16 protein-coding genes are annotated in these 18,206 nt (G+C 72.5%); 15 read left to right on the top strand and 1 reads right to left on the bottom strand.

Annotation, left to right across the window (positions count from 1 at the left end; translation table 11 throughout):
• The first annotated feature begins 210 nt into the window (after positions 1-210).
• The 11 genes from VIM19_09885 to VIM19_09935 all read left to right on the top strand — a co-directional run bounded on the left by VIM19_09885 (position 211) and on the right by VIM19_09935 (position 12,717).
• Entirely contained in the window at positions 211-633 is a 423-nt protein-coding gene (locus VIM19_09885) for a hypothetical protein (protein ID HEY5185190.1), read from the top strand.
• Between the two features lie 438 nt (positions 634-1,071).
• Positions 1,072-1,278, top strand: a complete 207-nt coding sequence (locus tag VIM19_09890) for a hypothetical protein (GenBank protein ID HEY5185191.1) — start codon at positions 1,072-1,074, stop codon at positions 1,276-1,278.
• Between the two features lie 175 nt (positions 1,279-1,453).
• Positions 1,454-2,362 (top strand): hypothetical protein, encoded by a 909-nt coding sequence (locus VIM19_09895; GenBank protein ID HEY5185192.1) that lies wholly within the window; start codon positions 1,454-1,456, stop codon positions 2,360-2,362.
• 208 nt (positions 2,363-2,570) lie between these two features.
• Positions 2,571-4,142 (top strand): glycosyltransferase family 4 protein, encoded by a 1,572-nt coding sequence (locus VIM19_09900; protein HEY5185193.1) that lies wholly within the window; start codon positions 2,571-2,573, stop codon positions 4,140-4,142.
• Positions 4,139-5,665 carry a glycosyltransferase family 4 protein gene (locus VIM19_09905; protein HEY5185194.1) on the top strand — a complete coding sequence of 509 codons (1,527 nt, stop codon included), beginning with the start codon at positions 4,139-4,141 and terminating at the stop codon, positions 5,663-5,665. Before VIM19_09900 ends, VIM19_09905 begins: the two co-directional genes overlap by 4 nt.
• Complete coding sequence (gene wecB, locus VIM19_09910; GenBank protein HEY5185195.1) at positions 5,662-6,723, top strand: UDP-N-acetylglucosamine 2-epimerase (non-hydrolyzing); 1,062 nt, start codon at positions 5,662-5,664, stop codon at positions 6,721-6,723. Before VIM19_09905 ends, wecB begins: the two co-directional genes overlap by 4 nt.
• Positions 6,724-7,249: 526 nt before the next feature.
• Positions 7,250-8,482, top strand: a complete 1,233-nt coding sequence (locus VIM19_09915) for a N,N-dimethylformamidase beta subunit family domain-containing protein (GenBank protein HEY5185196.1) — start codon at positions 7,250-7,252, stop codon at positions 8,480-8,482.
• Positions 8,483-8,633: 151 nt separating this feature from the next.
• Entirely contained in the window at positions 8,634-9,389 is a 756-nt protein-coding gene (locus tag VIM19_09920; GenBank protein HEY5185197.1) for a CAP domain-containing protein, read from the top strand.
• 88 nt (positions 9,390-9,477) lie between these two features.
• Complete coding sequence (gene thrS / locus VIM19_09925) at positions 9,478-11,436, top strand: threonine--tRNA ligase (GenBank protein ID HEY5185198.1); 1,959 nt, start codon at positions 9,478-9,480, stop codon at positions 11,434-11,436.
• A gap of 58 nt (positions 11,437-11,494) precedes the next feature.
• Positions 11,495-12,175: an adenylate/guanylate cyclase domain-containing protein gene (locus VIM19_09930; protein ID HEY5185199.1), complete on the top strand. Its 681-nt coding sequence runs from the start codon at positions 11,495-11,497 to the stop codon at positions 12,173-12,175.
• A complete protein-coding gene (locus VIM19_09935) occupies positions 12,172-12,717 on the top strand; it encodes an HIT domain-containing protein (GenBank protein HEY5185200.1) in 546 nt (181 codons plus the stop codon). Before VIM19_09930 ends, VIM19_09935 begins: the two co-directional genes overlap by 4 nt.
• 18 nt (positions 12,718-12,735) lie before the next feature.
• Here VIM19_09935 and VIM19_09940 read toward each other — a convergent pair whose 3' ends face one another.
• Positions 12,736-14,895, bottom strand: coding sequence for an elongation factor G-like protein EF-G2 (locus VIM19_09940; protein ID HEY5185201.1), 2,160 nt, complete (start codon positions 14,893-14,895; stop codon positions 12,736-12,738).
• 148 nt (positions 14,896-15,043) lie between these two features.
• Here VIM19_09940 and VIM19_09945 point away from each other — a divergent pair, with 148 nt between their 5' ends.
• The 4 genes from VIM19_09945 to VIM19_09960 all read left to right on the top strand — a co-directional run.
• Positions 15,044-15,667, top strand: coding sequence for a CDP-alcohol phosphatidyltransferase family protein (locus VIM19_09945; GenBank protein ID HEY5185202.1), 624 nt, complete (start codon positions 15,044-15,046; stop codon positions 15,665-15,667).
• Positions 15,664-16,575 (top strand): phosphatidylinositol mannoside acyltransferase, encoded by a 912-nt coding sequence (locus VIM19_09950; GenBank protein HEY5185203.1) that lies wholly within the window; start codon positions 15,664-15,666, stop codon positions 16,573-16,575. Before VIM19_09945 ends, VIM19_09950 begins: the two co-directional genes overlap by 4 nt.
• Positions 16,572-17,753 (top strand): glycosyltransferase family 4 protein, encoded by a 1,182-nt coding sequence (locus VIM19_09955; GenBank protein HEY5185204.1) that lies wholly within the window; start codon positions 16,572-16,574, stop codon positions 17,751-17,753. Before VIM19_09950 ends, VIM19_09955 begins: the two co-directional genes overlap by 4 nt.
• The coding region (locus VIM19_09960) for a hypothetical protein (protein ID HEY5185205.1) at positions 17,750-18,206 on the top strand (457 nt) is incomplete at its 3' end. The genes VIM19_09955 and VIM19_09960, both read left to right, overlap by 4 nt.

The raw sequence follows: 18,206 nt of genomic DNA on the forward strand, positions 1-18,206 counted from the left end.
CACCATCCGTTACCCGAAGGCCGCGTAACCATGTTCAGAAGACCGTCGATAAGCCGTGTGCGGGAAAACCGCACGCACGGTTTGAAAGGGGGATGGGGAACCAGGGCCGCTACGCGGCTCCTGCGCCCCTGACTACCAATGGTGAGACAGGGAATCCAACCGCAAGACGTCCAGAGCTCGGCGCTCCACCACCTTGCATACGAGGCCGCGATGCTCGTGGCCTCTGAGTCCAGGGCCGCGGCTGAGGCCGACGTTGTTAAGAAGAACGCCTTGATCGAGTCGATCGCCCTTCACGCCCGGAACCTGTTCGAGTTTCTGTGCGACACGGACAACAGGGACGGGGCCATGCGGCTCGAGGCGTTCGGCATCCAACCCGCGGCGCTCGAGAAGGAGCTGCGTGACCGGTTGGGCCGGCTCTACGGGTATGCCTCGACTCGCGTCGCTCACCTGTCGTGGAAGCGGCTGGAAACGAACCCTGGGGTGCCCACCGAGGACCTGGCCTTGATGATCGACCTGTTCCTCGACTTCATGGCCAGCGTCAAGCACATACCTCTTGGGTCCGAGGCGCAAGACATGCTCGACGTCGTTCGACAGTGGCGGCGGTCGGCTGGCGCGGCGGTCCTTCGACGCTAGAACGGCGTCGGGATCTGGTGCAGGGGCAGATCTGGCTCCACAGACCCACCGACACTCGGCTTCCGGGGCATCGTGACGCCTTGGGGCGGGAGCGGCTCGTACGGAATCCGGTCAAGCAGCTGGGAAATGATGTTGAGCCGGCCGCGCTTCTTGTCGTCGTTGTCCACGACGAACACGGCGCCGTTCGGTGTCGGTGGCGGCCAGCATCGTCTCCCGGGCCCGGTAGTAGTCGTAGTGGCGGCTGTGGGACTTGGGGTCCGTCGGGGAGAGCGTCCAGATCGTGCGCGGGTCCTCGAGCCGGCTTTCGAGCCGCCGGGTCTGCGCGTCCGCGCTCAATAGGACGGCGCCCGTTGGGGCCCTTCTCGGTTTGCCAACTCACATACCGTCGGCCAACCTGGTCCGGCATAGTGGGTCAACCGCAGACGACCGGGGGTCACAATGGCGGCTGAGCTGGACGGCAACGACGAGGCACAGCGCCTGGACGCGCTTGTCCGTGAACTGCGCAACGCCTTCCCAGACCTGCCCGCGGAACAGGTTCATACCCTCGTACTGGACACTTGGCAGCACTTCCTCGGCGCTCCGATCCGCGAGTTCGTCCCGCTGCTCGTCCGACGCCAGGTGATCACCCGCCTTCGGATCGTGTAACGCTCGTCCGTGCCCTGCTGACTACCCAGCCTCCCGACGCGTTCCTGACGGCTCGGTCGCCACTGAGGGGTTTCCGACCAACTGGAAGGGCGGCCGGACTGTGACAACTGTCGTCGCGGGTCTGAGGCGCGGCCTTGACCGGCTGCGTGCCCGACTCGAGGCCGTTCGACGCTGGGTGGAGCAGACATTCCTGTGGCGGATCTGGGAGCGGATGCTGGAGAACGAGTTCGTCGACCGCAGCGTGGCGCTGGGAGCCAAGGGCTTCGTCTCGTTCTTCCCGTTCATCATCGTCGTCGCCGCCTTCGTGACCCCCCGAGTCCGCGCCTCGATCTCCGCCACACTCGAGGACCGCTTCGGCCTCAGCGGTGACAGCATCACGATCGCGAAGCAGGCCCTGGCCTCGTCGTCCGACATTCGGCGTGCCACCGGCGTGCTGGGTCTGGTCCTGCTGGCCTTCTACGCCACCTCGTTCACCACAGCCCTGGAACGGTTATTCGTCAAAGCGTGGCGGCGCCCCGCGGGCGGCACGGCCGGGAGCTACGTCCGGGGGCCGGTCTGGCTGGGTGGCATGGTGGCTTTCGCCGCCCTGCTGGGCGGGCTGCGCCACTTCATGTCCGGCGGCCCCGGCACGGTCGCCTTCGCCGTGCTCAGCACAGCCGTGTCGATCGGCCTGTGGTGGGCCACCAGCTGGCTCATGCTGCAGCGCCAGGTCCGATCGCGGGCGCTGCTCCCCTCAGCAGTTCTCACCGGCATCGGCCTGAGCCTGTACGCCGCATCCGCGTCGATATGGATGCCGTCCACCGTGGACAGCGACCAGCAGCAGTTCGGCTTCTTCGGGGTCTCCCTCGCCCTGGTCAGCTGGTTCACCGGCGCCGGCATGGTCATCCTGATCGCCGCCTGTGCCGGGGCGAGCCTGGCCGACGAACACGGCCGGCTGGGCCAGTTGGCCCGGGGTGGGCCGACCGTGTTGAAGCCCGGCGCCGCGCCGTCCCTCCCACCGCCGCTTCGGACCCTGACCGTCGGCGACGCGCTGGGCATCCACACCAAGGACCCATCGACGCTGCCCGCTGAGCCCGGGCAGTAACAGCCGGCCAGCAGCACCGACAGAACAGAACCACGCAAGCACGCGTCGCGAACGCAGGATCTGACGATTTGGCTACGGGAGATGGCTGAAACCATCGATGCTCAGGATTCGCAACCAGGAAGTCCCTGGTTCGAACCCAGTATCGTCCACCTCGCAACGGATCACCTCGCTCCCGGGCCCGCTCCTCGGCTGGGTTACTGTCACGCCCGTGAACCAGACGCCGGCCCACGTCGTCATGCTTCGGGCCTCCGACGTCACCCAGGACGCCAGGGTCAAGAAGATGGCCGTGACTCTGCAACGGCTCGGCCTGCGGGTCACCGTCGTGTGCCGGGCGCCCGAGGGGACCGAGGTCGGGGAGCCCGCCGAGTCGAGCCTGGGCCCGGTCCGCGTGCTGCGCGTGCCGGCGCCGCCGTACTACTCCGACGCGCTCGGCGTGCAACGGCGGCGGCACCGCACGGCCGCCGGGCGGTGGGTGCCACCGACCTCCGCCATCCGGCTACGCCGTTTGCAGGGTGAGCTGCTGGCCGCCGAGCGAGCCGCCGCCCGGGGCCGGCTGCTGGCCCCGGATGCGGGTCTGCCGGACCGGTTCTCCGCTGCCGTCGTCGAGGTCCGCTGGCTGCTCAACCGGGTCGGACGCCGCCTGCAGCGGGCCCGGCGCGACGTTGCGGAGGCGCTGGACGGGCGGGTGCAGGCCGCCGTGGCGCGCACCGAGGCGCGGCGTTCGGGGCGGCGTCGTGGCACCTCGTGGCGACGCGAGCTGGTGGGCGTGCGCGAGTTCGAGCTGCGGGTGGCCGCGCTCGTGGACGGCCTGGAACCCGACGTGCTGCACGCCCACGACGTCAGCGTCCTCGGCCTGGCCGTGGACGCCGCGGACCGGGCCAGAGCGCTCGGTCGTGAGGTGCCTGTCGTCTACGACGCCATCGAGAACTGGGCCGGCATGCCGCGCGAGGAGTGGGGCACCGTCCGTCGGCACGAGGCACTGCTGCGGCTGGAGCAGGAGTACGCGCACCGCGCGGCCGCTGTACTGACCGTGAGCGAGCCGATCGCCGATGCGCTGCGCGAGCGGCTGCGGCTGGAAGAGCGGCCGCTCGTCGTGCTCAACGCGCCCCCCTTCGAAGCGGTGGCCCGCCTACCCCAGCGGCGGGTCCGCGAGGCCGCCGGAGTGGCGCCGGGGACCCCGCTGGCCGTCTACAGCGGCAGCGTGAGCGCCGCCCGCGGGCTGGACACGCTGATCCGGGCGATGCCGCTGCTCGACGGTGTGCACCTCGCCGTGGTCACCGTGCCGTTCCCGCACCCGTCCTGGCCGGCGCTCGAGGCGCTGGCCGCGGAGCTCGGGGTCACCGACCGGGTTCACGCCGTCCCTCCGGTCGACCCGACCGAGCTGATCGGGTTCCTGCAGGACGCCGACGCCGGGGTCCACACGCTGCCGTCCGGCTCGGTCAACCACGAGATGGCTCTGCCCAACAAGCTGTTCGAGTACCTGCACGCTGGCCTGCCGCTCGTCGTCAGCGACGCGCGGGAGATGGCGGGCTTCGTGCGCGAGCACCACCTCGGGGCCGTCTACCGCTCCGGCGACCCCGAGTCGCTCGCCGCCGCGGTGCGGCAGGTCCTGGCCGAGCCTCGACCGGACGTCGACCGCGTGGGCCGGCTCGCTGCGCAGTACAGCTGGCAGGCCCAGGAGCCTCAGGTCGCGGCGGCCTACACCCGCGCCCTTGGCCGTCCGGTGCCAGCTCCTGCCGACGACCTGTCGTTCGAGCTGCCCGCCGAGGAGCCGGCGTGAGCGCTCCCCGGGTCGTGCTGCTGCGCATGTACGACATCCGGGTGGACACGCGCGGGAAGAAGGTCGCGCTGTCACTGGCCCGTGCCGGGTACGACGTGACGATGCTGTCGCTCTCGCCGGACGCCGAGCCGCACGAGTACGACCTCGGTGGGCTGGTGCGGGTGGTCGCCGTCGCTGTGCCGTTCACCCACCGTGACCGGGAGCGGGTGGCCCGGGCCGCCCGCCGGGAGCACCGCCCTCGCACGGTCGGCTTCGGCTCGGCCGAGGAGGGGGTCCGCTCGGTGGCCCGCACCTACCAGCGGATCGAGCAGACCAGGGCTGCCTCTCCCGGGGCGGCCGGCCGGGTCCGGGTGGCCGCGCTGCGGGCCGGCGTGCTCCTGGCCAGGGCGCGGACCCGCGGTCAGCAGCTCACCGACGACGTCGTCGGCACCGGCTGGCGGGTCTGGGACCGGGCGGCCCCGACGGTGGCCGTGCGGCCGTCCTGGCGGCGCAGCTTCCCGCAGGTCCGCGACTACGAGGACGCCTTCGGTCCGTGGCTGGACCGCCTCGACCCGGACGTGGTGCACGCCCACGACCCGTGGGCGTTGCCGGTCGCCGAGGCGGCGCGAGAGCGGGCTGCAGCGGCTGGTCGCCGGACGGTGCGGGTCGTCTACGACGCCAGGGAGAACTGGGCCGGCATGCCGCCGGAGGAGCGGGCGGCGCCGCGGCTGCACGCCGCCTTGCTGGCGCTCGAGAGCGAGTTCGTGCGCCAGGCCGACGGCGTTCTCACGGTCAGCGAGCCGATCGCGGACACGCTGGTGGAGCGGTTTCGGCTGCCCCGGCGGCCGGTGGTGCTGCTCAACGCCCCGGTCGCCCGGGACCTCGCGGCGGACGGCCCCGGGCTGCGGCAGGCCATCGGGCTGCCGAGCGAGGTGCCCCTGCTGGTCTACACCGGCGGCATCAGCGACGCGCGGGGCGTCGACGTGTTGGTCCACGCCCTGGGCCGGCTGCCGCAGGCCCACCTGGCCGTCGTGCCGGTGCCGTACCCGCATCCGGCCGAGGCGGGGCTGCGGGTGCTGGCCGCCGAGGTCGGCGCCGCGGATCGGCTGCACGTCGTGGCGCCGGTCGACGCGGAGGCACTGGTCCCCTTCGTGGCGCAGGCCGATGTCGGCGTCCACCCGCTGCGGTCCGGCTCGCCGAACCACGAGATGGCCATGCCCAACAAGCTGTTCGAGTACCTGCACGCGGGCCTGCCGCTGGTGGTCAGCGAGGTGCGGAGCATGGCTGAAGTGGTCCGGCGCGAGCACTGCGGCGAGGTGTTCCGGGACGGCGACGCCGACGACCTGGCCCGTGCCGTCCGTGCCGTGCTCGCCGACCCTGCTGCTTATCGGGCCGGGCGGGCGGGCCTGGTGGCGCGGATGAGCTGGCAGGGCCAGGAGCCTGCGCTGTGGGCGGAGTACGCCAGGATCCTGGGGGAGACCCCGCACGTCGCGGGCCCCGAGCCCATGCCGTCCCTTGCGCTGGGCCAGGTGGATGAGTTGTGAAGATTGTGTCGATCGTTGGGGCGCGACCGGAGTTCATCCAGCTGGCGCCGCTGTCCTGGGCGTTGCGAGGGACGCCGCACCAGCACGTCGTCGTCCACACCGGGCAGCACTACGACGCGGCCATGAGCGACGTCTTCTTCGCCGACCTGGATCTGCCCACCCCCGACGTGTCGCTGGGCGTCGGATCGGCCAGCCACGGGGTGCAGACGGGCGCCATCCTGACCGCCCTCGACCCGGTCCTCGCCGAGGCGGCCCCCGACTGGGTGGTCGTGTTCGGCGACACCAACTCGACCCTGGCCGGCGCGCTGTCCGCCGTGAAGCAGCATCTGCGGGTCGCGCACGTGGAGGCGGGGCTGCGCTCCTTCAACCGGCGGATGCCCGAGGAGCACAACCGGGTGCTCACCGACCACGCGGCCGACCTGCTGCTGGCGCCGACCCAGGGAGCGTTGACCCAGCTGACCCGCGAGGGGCTGGCCGCGCGCACCGTCGTCGTGGGGGACATCAAGACGGAGATCACCCTCGCGGTGCGCGACCGGGTCGCCGGTCGGCCGCTTGAGCTGCCCGCCGGGGTCTCCGCAGCCGCCCCGTACGTGCTGGCCACGCTGCACCGGGCCGAGAACACCGACGACCCGGGCCGGCTTTCCGCGCTCGTGGGCGCGCTAGCCGCCAGTCCGTTCCCCGTGGTGCTCCCGGTGCACCCCCGGCTCGCGACCCGGGCCGCCGCGGCCGGGATCGCGCTGGCCGCCGGGTCGCTGCACCCGGTCGCGCCGCTGGCCTACCCGAAGACGGTGGCGCTCATGATGCACGCGTACGCGGTGGCCACCGACTCCGGTGGGGTGCAAAAGGAGGCGTTCCTGCTCCGGGTGCCGTGCGTGACGCTGCGGACCGAGACCGAGTGGGTCGAGACCGTGGACCTCGGCTGGAACCTGCTGGTCCCCGACCCGGCCGGCCTCGGTCCGGCGCTGCTGGCGCCCCGCCCGGCCGACGTCGAGGACGCGCCCTACGGCACGGGGGACACCGCCGCCCGCATCGTCGCTGAGCTGCAGCGCCGCGTCTGATCCGGGACCCGGAACTGACGAGCGGGCCGCTCGTCTGGCTGACGCGGCCGGTTCGGGCCGGACCGGCGCGGAGGGGGAATCGGGTGCGGGGTCTTGGTCCGCGGGGCCGGGTGGCTGCGCTGGCCGCGGTCGCCGTCGTCGTCGGCACGCTGCTCGGGACCGCCTTGCACGCGGCACCGGTCGTCGCGGCCGAGCCGAAGGCCACCGCGCGGCGGCAGGTCACCGTCTTCGGCTGGGCGGCGTCACTGGCGGTGGGACTGCCGGCGGACCTGCCCGGGGGGCCGGTGTCGGGAGGCTGCCGGCGGGCGGACCACGCGCCGGGGTGGCTCGCCCGGGAGAACGCCCGACCGGGGGACAGCGACTGGCGGACACGGGTGTCGGCGCGTCAGCAGCTCGTGGGCTACCTCGGTCAGACGACTGTGGTCTGCCGCGAGCGCGCGGACCTGCACCTGAGCGGGCCGCGCGGCCTGGCGGTGGTGCGGGCGTTCCGCGTCGGCTGGTACGGGGGGACCCGCGCCCGGCTGGTGTGGACCTCCTCGCCGGTGCTGGTGTCGCCGCAGCGGCAGGCCCAGCCGAGCGGGCCGACCCGGCTGATCCAGGAGACCTGGCCGACGACGACCACATCCCGGTCACGCCGTCGTTCGAGCCCGGGCTGTACCCGGTGGAGTTCAGCGGCGAGCACGGCGGGACCGCCGGGGTCGCGCCCCTGGTGGTGCGCGACCCCGGCGGCGCCGCACCGGTGCTGGTCCAGCTCAGCGCGGCCACCTGGGCGGCGTACAACACCTACGGCGGGGCGTCCCTGTACCGCGGCCCCGGCGGTTCGATCGCGTTGCGCTCCTTCGCCGCCGGGCTGGACCGGCCGCTGGTCGCCGACGGGCTGCGTGAGCTGATGGTGCGCGACGTGGCGCTGGTCCACCAGATCGAGCGGCTGGGGCTGGACACCGCCTCCGTGACCGACTTCGACGTGGACGCGACGCCCAGCCTGCTGCTGGCCCATCGGGAGGTCGTCGTCCCCGGGCACGCCGAGTACTGGTCGGCGTGGATGCTGAACGGGCTGGAGGCGCCCCGCAACGCCGGGGTCAACGAGGCCTGGCTCGGCGGCAACGACATCTCCTGGCAGATCAGGATCACCCCAGCTGGGGGTGGCCGTCCGACCTCGGCGGTCTGCTACCGCACCCTCGCCGACCCGACCGCGGTCGCCGACCCGGCCGCCGCAGCGGTCTACTGGGGGGCCAACCCGGGCCCGGCGACCGACGTCGGCGCGCTGATCGGGGAGCGCTACGCCGGGCGGAAGCTGGACAGCGGGCTGCGGATGCGCAGCGCACCGCCGTGGCTGGTCGACGGGACCGGGCTGCGGGTCGGGTCGCTGCTGGCCAGCGCCGCGGCCAACGAGGTGAACGGCACCACGCCGCACGGGCTGCCGCCCGACCTGCAGGTCGTCGCCGAGGGCTCGTTCCGGCGCGGCCGGCTGCTCGGCCCGGTCGATGTGACGTACTACACAGCGCCGTCCGGTGCCGCGGTCTTCTCGGCCGGCACCACCGACTGGGGCTGCGAGATCGACGGTTCCTGCGTCGACCACCGGATCGCCGCCAACGAGTCCGCCGTCCTCGGTCGGCTGACCGCGAACGTGCTGAAAGCGTTCACCCAGCCCGGTTTCGGCCGCGGCCACCCCTCCGTGCTGACCCCGCCCACCGCGACGACCGTGCTCGCCCGCAGCCTGCCCGCCGGACAGGTCGGCACGGCCGGCCGACCGGAGTGATTCGCGCACCAGTCCGGCGACCGGCGCCGCTACGCTGCTCGCGATCACAGCGCGCGCTGGGTTAGGGTTCGCGAAATTCGGGCATAACGGTCGACCTGGCCGGGTCTGTCCGGCTGTGCCCGGTTTGCCCCCAGCGAGGAGGTCCGACGGCTTGTCCCGGATCCCGGCCCTGCGCCCCCTGCCCGTCCGCCTACTTGCCGCCCTCCTGGTCTACGGGGCTGTCCTGGCCGGGCTGCTAGCGCTGCCGTCGGCCGCCAAGGCCGCCCAGTACGACACCACCTCGGCCGGCTCCCTCGTCGCCGTGATGAACAGCGCCCGCGCCAGCGCCGGGCTGCGACCGCTGACGGTGGACTCCGAGCTGACCTCCGTGGCCAGGGGCTGGACCTCGCGGATGGCCAGTGCCGGCACGCTGTCCCACAACCCGAGCCTGTCCGGCGCTGTGCACGGCTGGACCCTGCTGGGCGAGAACGTCGGCCAGGGCAGCTCCGCCGCCCAGATCGAGGCGGCGTTCATGGCCAGCGCTCCGCACCGGGCCAACATCCTGCGGGCCCAGTTCACCGACGTCGGCGTCGGTGCGGTGCGGGGCAGCGACGGACGGCTGTGGGTGACGGTGGACTTCAAGCGCCGCACCTCCGCCGCCCCCGTGGCGCCCGCCCCGCCGGTCGTCACGGCGCCGACCACCTCGCAGCGGGCGAGCTCCAGCACCAGGACGTCCCGGTCGACGGTGCGCACGGCGGTCCCGAAGGCGGTGTCGGCAGCCAAGCCGGTCGCCGCCAAGCCGGCCGCGGCGACGCCGCCGAAGGTGCTGGTGCGGGTCCCGGTGCGGTTCCCGGGACCGGCGACCGCCCGGCTGGCCAACAGCGCGTTCAACAGCACTCATCACCTGCGTCCGGCCGCCAGCCGGTAATCGGCGCGGGCGGCCTCGCGGTTGGCGGCTAGCATCGCCGTCAGCCGATCCGACTGGGTCGGTTCGACGAGCACCCTGGGAGCCGACCGTGTCCGACGTCCGCATCACCCTCGCCGGAGACGAGCGAACGGTGGCCGCGGGCACGACGACCGCCGACCTGTTCGCGGCCGACCGCTCGGTGGTGGTGGCCCGGGTGAACGGCGAGCTCAAGGACCTCGGGTGCGTGGTCCTCGACGGCGATGTCGTGGACGGCGTGCCGATTGACTCCCCGGACGGCCGGGCCGTGCTTCGGCACTCGACCGCCCACGTGCTGGCCCAGGCTGTGCAGGACCTGTTCCCGCAGGCCCGGCTGGGCATCGGCCCGCCGATCGCGGACGGGTTCTACTACGACTTCGACGTGCCCGAGCCGTTCGTGCCCGAGGACCTCGAACGGCTCAAGAAGCGGATGCAGGGGATCATCAAGTCCGGGCAGCGGTTCTCCCGGCGGGTGGTCAGCGAGGACGGCGCCCGCGTCGAGCTCGCGGCCGAACCGTACAAGCTCGAGCTGGTCGGCCTCAAGGCGGCGCCCGGTGAGGACGTCATGGAGGTCGGCGGCGCCGAGCTGACCATGTACGACAACCTGGACGCGTCGTCTGGGGAGCGGGTCTGGGCCGACCTGTGCCGCGGCCCGCACCTGCCGACCACGCGCACGATCCCGGCGTTCGAGCTGATGCGGGTGGCTGCGGCGTACTGGAGGGGGAGCGAGAAGAACCCCCAGCTGCAGCGCATCTACGGCACCGCATGGGAGAGCCGGGACGCGCTCAAGGCGCACCTGGCGTTCCTCGCCGAGGCCGAGAAGCGGGACCATCGCAAGCTCGGCGCGGAGCTCGACCTGTTCTCGTTCCCCGAGGAGCTGGGGTCCGGCCTCGCGGTCTTCCACCCCAAGGGCGGCGTCGTGAAGCGGGAGATGGAGGACTACGTGCGCCGGCGGCACATCGAGGAGGGCTTCCAGTACGTCGGCACCCCGCACATCTCCAAGCAGGGGCTGTTCGAGACCTCCGGCCACCTGCCCTACTACGCCGACACGATGTACCCGCCCATGGAGATGGAGGGCGCGCACTATTACCTCAAGGCCATGAACTGCCCGATGCACAACCTGATCTTCTCCTCGCGCGGGCGTTCGTACCGCGAGCTGCCGCTGCGGCTGTTCGAGTTCGGGTCGGTCTACCGGTTCGAGAAGTCCGGTGTCGTGCACGGGCTCACCCGGGTGCGTGGCATGACCCAGGACGACTCGCACTCGTACGTGGCGCCAGAGCAGGCCGCCGACGAGATCAAGCACCTGCTCTCGTTCGTGCTCGGGCTGCTCAAGGACTTCGGTCTCAGCGACTTCTACCTCGAGCTGTCGACCCAGGACCCCACCTCAGACAAGTTCATCGGCAGCGACGAGGAGTGGGCGGCCGCCACCGAGGTCTTGGGCACCGCCGCCATCGAGACCGGGCTCGAGCTGGTGCCCGACCCCGGTGGTGCCGCGTTCTACGGGCCGAAGATCTCGGTCCAGGCCCGGGACGCGATCGGCCGGACCTGGCAGATGTCGACGATCCAGTACGACTTCAACCAGCCGGCGCGGTTCGGCCTGGAGTACCAGGCGGCCGACGGCTCGCGGCAGCGCCCCGTCATGATCCACTCGGCGAAGTTCGGTTCGATCGAGCGTTTCTTCGGGGTCCTCGTCGAGCACTACGCCGGTGCGTTCCCACCCTGGCTCGCCCCCGTGCAGGTCGTCGGCATCCCGATCACCGACGAGCACGTGCCCTACCTGCAGGAGGTCGCCGAGCGGCTCCGCGCCCACCAGGTGCGGGTGGAGGTGGACACCTCGGACGACCGGATGCAGAAGAAGATCCGGACGGCGCAGAAGCAGAAGGTCCCGTTCATGCTCATCGCTGGGGACGACGACGTCGCCAAGGGCGCGGTGTCGTTCCGGTTCCGGGACGGCTCGCAGCGCAACGGGGTGCCGGTCGCCGAGGCGGTGGCCGAGGTCGTCGCGGCGATCCGGGACCGGATCCAGGTCTAGCGTCCGACCACCGGGTGGGGGAGCGAGGGAGATGGGTCTACCGGGCGGCACCGTGACGATGGTCTGCACCGATATCGAGGGGTCGACGGCGCTGCGGCGCGACCTCGGGGACGCCCACGCGAGCGTGGTGACGACGCACCGCCGGCTGCTCCGGGACGTCGTGGAGTTGGCCGGCGGCCACGAGGTGGACACCCAGGGCGACGCGCACTTCTTCGTGTTCAGCCGGGCGCGGGACGCGCTGGCCGCCGCGGTCGAGGGGCAGCGCGCCCTGCACGGGCACGAGTGGTCAGACGGTGCCGACGTCCGGGTGCGGATGGGGCTGCACACGGGCGAGCCCGCCCTCACCGACGAGGGCTTCGTCGGGATGGACGTCGTCCGCGCCGCGCGGATCTGCGCGGCCGGGCATGGCGGCCAGGTGCTGCTCTCCGCGGCCACCCGAGTGCTGGTGGGGGTGGAGCTGCCGCCCGGTGTCCAGCTGGTCGACCTGGGCGCGCACCTGAAGGACGTCGGGTACGAGCACCTGCACCAGGTCTTGGTCGACGGGCTGCCGGACGAGTTCCCGCCGGTCCGGCAGCATCGTGAGGGTCGGGCCGAGGCCATGGCCCAGCGGTTCGCCGACCGGATCACCGACCAGGTCGAGCGCGAGCTGCGGACCGCCTTCGAGCCGTCGACGCCCGACCCGCCGCCCCCGTCCCCTCCGCCGCCCGCTCGGTCGAAGTGCCTAGTATCGGCGGGATGACGCTGCCGACGGGGGAGCCCGACGCGTTCGACCGGCTGTGGACCCCCTACCGGATGGCCTACATCCAAGGCGAGGGCAAGCCGACGGACGGCGCGGCCGGCGACCGCTGTCCGTTTTGTCGGGTCCCCGGGCTGCCCGAGGCGGAGGGCCTGGTCACCGCGCGGGGGCGGTCGGTGTACGCGGTGCTCAACCGGTACCCCTACAACGCCGGGCACCTGCTGCTGTGCCCCTACCGGCACGTCGCCGACTACGCGGAGCTGACCGAGCAGGAGGTTACCGAGCTCGGCACCATGACCCAGCAGGCCATGACCACGCTGCGGGCCGTCGCCGGGCCGCAGGGGTTCAACGTCGGCATGAACATGGGCATCGTGGGCGGGGCCGGGATCGCCGCCCACCTGCACGTCCACGTCGTCCCGCGGTGGGGCGGCGACACCAACTTCATGCCGGTGATCGGGATGACCCGGGTGCTGCCGCAGCTGCTGGCGGACACCCGGGACCTGCTCGCCGCCGCTTGGCCCTCATCGCCGCCCACCCCTGCATGAAGGGACCCTTCGTGCCGGTCAGGAGGTGGCGTTGGCCTCGGCCTTGACCTTGGCCGCCAGGTGGGCGGGCATCGGCTCGTGCCGCAGGTAGCTGCGGGTGAAGGTCCCGGTGCCGTGGGACAGCGACCGCAGGTCGATGGCGTAGCGGGTGGTCTCCTGCTGGGGCACCTCGGCCCGCACCAGCGTCCGCCCGGCGCCGACCGGCTCGGTGCCCGACACCCGACCTCGGCGACCCGACAGGTCGCTCATGACGGCGCCGACGTACTCGTCCGCCACCATGATCGACATCTGGTCGACCGGCTCGAGCATGAGCATGTCGCCGGCGACCGCGGCCTCCTTCAGGGCCAGCCCGCCGGCCATCTGGAAGGCCATGTCGGAGGAGTCCACCGAGTGCGCCTTCCCGTCGTACAGCGTCACCCGGATGTCGATCACCGGGTAGCCGGCGACGACGCCCTTCTCCATCTGCGCGCGCACGCCCTTCTCGACGCTCGGGATGAACTGCCGGGGCACCGCGCCGCCGACCACCTTGTCCACGAACTCGAAGCCGGAGCCGGACGGCAGCGGCTCGACCTGGATGTCGCACACCGCGTACTGCCCGTGCCCACCGGACTGCTTGACGTGCCGGCCGTGCCCGGTCGCCGGTCCGGCGAAGGTCTCGCGCAGCGAGATCCGCACCGGCGTGGCGTCCACGGCCACGCCGTACCGACTGCTCAGCCGGTCCAGCAGCACGTCGGCGTGCGCCTCGCCCATGGTCCACAGCACCAGCTGGTGGGTCTCGGCGTTGTTCTCCAGCCGCAGCGTCGGGTCCTCGGCCACCAGCCGCTGGAGGCTCTGTGACAGCTTGTCCTCGTCCGCCTTGGCTCGGGCCACGATGGCGATCGGGAGCATCGGCTCGGGCATCACCCAAGGCTCCATGAGCAGCGGCTGGTCCTTGTCGGACAGGGTGTCCCCGGTCTCCGCCCTGGTCAGCTTGGCGACCGCGCAGATGTCCCCCGCGCTGCCGGAGGCGACGGTGCGCAGCGTCTTGCCCAGCGGCGAGCTCAGCGCGCCGACCTTCTCGTCGACGTCGTGGTCCTCGTGCCCGCGGTCCTCGCCGAAGAACGTGGAGAAGTGGCCGGAGACGTGGACGAGGGAGTCAGGGCGAAGCGTGCCGGAGAAGACCCGCACCACACTGACCCGCCCCAGGTACGGGTCGGTGGTCGTCTTGACGACCTCCGCGACCAGCGGGCCGTTCGGGTCGCAGGTCATCGGGCTGCGCGGTGACCCGTCCGGACCGGTGATCGCAGGCAGCGGGTGCTCAGTGGGCGAGGGGAACCCTGCGGTCATGGCGTCGAGCAGCTCGACCGTGCCGAGACCGCTGGGCGACGCCATCCCGAGGACGGGGTAGAACGAGCCGCGCGCGACGGCCGTCTCCAGGTCGTTCACCAGCGTCTTGAGGTCGAGCTCCTCGCCGTCCAGGTAGCGGTCCATGAGGGTCTCGTCCTCGCTCTCCGCGATGATCCCCTCGATGAGCGCACCGTGGGTGCCCTCGATCAGCTGCAGGTGCTCGGGGTCCGGGTCGCGCTCGACCCGCTGCCCGGACGAGTAGTCGAAGACCCGCTGGGAGAGCAGCCCCAGCAGGCCACCCGCAGTCCCGTCGTCCTTGGCCAGGGGCAGGTACAGCGGCAGCACGCCTTGCCCGAAGACGCGCTGGCAGACCGCCACGGTCTCCTCGAAGTCGGCGCGCGGCAGGTCCAGCTTGGTGACGACGACGGCGCGCGGCATGCCCACGGTCGCGCACTCCTCCCACAGCAGCTGGGTGGTGCCGTCGATCCCGTCCACCGCCGAGATGACGAACAGCGCGGCGTCGGCCGCCCTCAGCCCGGCGCGCAGGTCCCCGACGAAGTCGGCGTAGCCGGGGGTGTCCAACAGGTTGATCTTGATGCCGTCCCACTCGACGGGGGCGACCGACAGGCCCACCGAGCGCTGCTGGCGGGCCTCCGACTCGTCGTAGTCGCTCACCGTGGTGCCGTCCTCGACCCGACCGGCCCGTGAGATCGTCCCGGTCGCGACGAGCAGGGCCTCGACGAGCGTTGTCTTCCCTGCACCGGTGTGGCCGACCACTACCACGTTGCGGATCTTCGACGGCTGGTCGGCCGTCGGTACCCTGCCGCCGTCTGCCGGGCTGTTCGTCGCCACAGTGTCGCCTCCTTGAGTCAGTCGCCCCGTGCCACGCACACGTTCTGGTCACCCTTCACCCGCCGCCGTCGTGGCACAAGGGGACTCCTGGCCTTGCGTCGATAGGCTGACGGTGATCCGCACCACCCGCCTCCGACGGAAGCCACCGATGCTCGCGCGCCACCTGAAGGCGTTCTTCAACGCCCTGTTCACGCCGCTGGCCCGCGGCCTGCTCCGCATCGGCGTCGGGCCGGACGTGATCACCTGGATCGGCGCGACCGGGGTGACCGCCGCCGCGTTCGGCCTCTACCCCCGGGGGGAGCTGTTCGTCGGCTCGCTCGTCATCACCGCCTTCGTCTTCTCGGACACCCTCGATGGCACCATGGCCCGGCTGTCCGGCCGGTCCAGCAGGTGGGGCGCGTTCCTCGACTCCACGCTGGACCGGATCGCCGACGGGTCGGTTCTCGGCGGGCTGGTCCTGTGGTTCGCCATGGGCGGCGACGAGCCGGTGCTCGCCGTCCTGGCGCTGGTCTGCCTGATCGGCGGCATGGTCGTCTCATATGCGCGGGCGCGGGCCGAGGGTCTCGGGATGACGTGCAACGTCGGCATCGCCGAGCGCTCGGAGCGCCTGGTCGTCGTGCTACTGGCCACCGGGTTGTCCGGGCTGGGCGTCCCCTACGTCCAGGCCGTCGGGCTGTGGCTGCTGGCCGTCGCGACGGTGGTCACCGTCGGCCAACGGATGCTCGAGGTGCGGCGGCAGGTCGCGCTCGACGGCCCGGCCGCAACCCAGTGAAGGGCGACGTCAGGGGCACCCTGACCGAAGTGGCGTACAGCACCGGCTGGACGGCGGTCCGCCGGATGCCTGCCCCCATGGTCCGGCGGCTGTTCACGACTGCCGCCGACCAGGCGTGGCGCCGGCGGGGCAAGGGGGTGCGCCAGTTCGAGCGCAACTTGGCCCGCGTCCGGCCGGACGCCACCCCCGAGCAGCTGCGCGAGCTGAGCCGGGCCGGCATGCGGTCCTACCTGCGGTACTGGTCCGAGGCGTTCCGGCTCCCGGACCTGACCCCCGAGCGGATCGTCTCGTCGTTCGTGATGGACGACCAGCACAACCTCGCCGACGGCCTGGCCACCGGGCGGGGCGTCGTCGTGTCGTTGCCACACATGGGCAACTGGGACCACGCCGGGGCGTGGGCCACACTGCAGCACACCCAGGTCGTGTCGGTGGCCGAGCGGCTGCAGCCCGAGGGGCTGTACGAGCGGTTCCTGGACTATCGGCGCGCGCTGGGCATGGAGATCCTTCCGCTCACCGGCGCGGAGCCCCCGTTCCGGACCCTGATGAGCCGGCTCCGGGACGGCGGGCTGGTGGCGCTGCTCGGCGACCGCGACCTCACCCGGGCCGGCGTGCCCGTGCAGATGTTCGGCGAGACCACTCAGCTGCCGGCCGGGCCGGCCGCGCTCGCGGTGTCTACCGGGGCCGTGCTGATCACGGCCACCCTCTGGTACGACCCGACCCACAGCCGCGGTCGGATGCACCCGCCCATCGAGGTCCCCGCGCACGGGACCAAGCAGGACAAGATCCTCGCCATGACTCAGGCCACCGCAGACCGGTTCGCCGAGGGCATCCGCCAGCACCCGCAGGACTGGCACATGCTGCAGCGGTTGTGGCTGTCCGACCTCGACCCGACGGCGGAGCGGCCGTGAGGGTGGGCCTGGTCTGCCCCTACTCCTGGGACGTCCCGGGCGGGGTCAAGGAGCATGTCCGCGACCTGGCCGAGGAGCTGCTGCGGCTGGGCCACGAGGTGTCGGTGCTCGCCCCTGGCGACCCGGACGCCGTGGTCGAGCCGTACGTGGTGCTGTCCGGACGGGCCGTGCCGGTGCCGTTCAACGGCTCGGTGGCCCGGTTGTCCTTCGGCCCGGTGTCGGCGTCCCGCACGCGTCGCTGGATCCGGGAGGGCGGCTTCGACCTGCTGCACGTGCACGAGCCGGTGTCACCGAGCGTGTCGATGCTGGCGGTGTGGGCGGCGTCCGGTCCGGTGGTCGGCACCTTCCACAGCAGCTACCTGTCGAGGTCGCGGGTGTACGGCGCCAGCTACGGGATCTTGCAGCCCACGCTGGAGCGGATCACCGCCCGGATCGCGGTCAGCGAGGCGGCCCGCAGCACCGTCGTCCAGCACGTGGGCGGTGACGCCGTCCTCATCCCCAACGGGGTCGCGCTGCGCCGCTACGCGAAGGCCGACCCGATGCCGGGCTGGCCCGGCCAGGGGGGCGCGCTCGGGTTCCTGGGCCGCATCGACGAGCCGCGCAAGGGGCTGCCGGTGCTGCTGGAGGCGCTGCGTGCCGTGGTGGCCGAGCATCCGGGGGTGCGGCTGCTGGTGGCCGGCCCCGGCGACGTCGACGAGGTCCGCGACTCCATCGACCCGGACCTGCGCGACCGGGTCGAGCTGCTGGGCCTGGTGAGCGACGCGGACAAGGCCGCCATGCTGCACTCGGTGGACCTCTACGTCGCCCCCAACACCGGGGGCGAGAGCTTCGGGATGATCCTGCTCGAGGCGATGGCCGCCGGCGCGCCGGTGCTGGCCAGCAACCTCGACGCGTTCCGGTCGGTCCTGGACGACGGACGCGCCGGTCGGCTGTTTCCGGTGGGTGACCCGGGCGCCCTGGCCGCAGCGGCCAACGAGCTGCTCCGGGACCGCGCGAAGCGGACGGCGCTGGCCGAGGCGGGGACGGCGGTGGCCCGGCGCTACGACTGGCAGACCGTGGCGCAGCAGGTGCTGGCCGTGTACGAGACCGTCATTCTGCCCGGGATCCCGGTTGGTGTGGACCCCCGCGCGCAGGCCTTCGGGCTGTTCTCCACCCGGCTGAAGGACGCCAACGGATGACCACGCGCTGGGTGCTGGGCGCGCTCCTGCTGGCCCTGGCGCTGCTCGGGCTGTACCTGCGCGGGCTGGCCGGCCGGCTGGACCGGCTGCACGTGCGGGTTGAGGCGGCGTCCAACGCGCTCGACGCGCAGCTGGTCCGTCGGTCGGGGGTCGCTCTCGAGCTGGCGACGTCCGGCCTGCTCGACCCGGCCAGCAGCATGCTGCTGGCGGCGTCGGCGCACGCGGCGCAGGCCGCCGACCCGGCGACGAGGGAGGAGGCCGAGAGCGGGCTGACCCAGGCACTGCGGGCCACCCTGGACGCGCCCGAGGCGGACGCCGTGCTGCGCTCGAGCGAGACCGGCCGGGAGCTGGCCGAGGAGGCCGCGGCGGCCTGCCAGCGGGTGGTGCTGGCCCGCCGGTTCCACAACGACGCCGCCGCTGCCACCCTTAGGCTGCGGCGGCACCGGCTGGGGC

The sequence above is a fragment of the Actinomycetes bacterium genome (genome assembly GCA_036510875.1).
GTDB lineage: Bacteria > Actinomycetota > Actinomycetes > Prado026 > Prado026 > DATCDE01.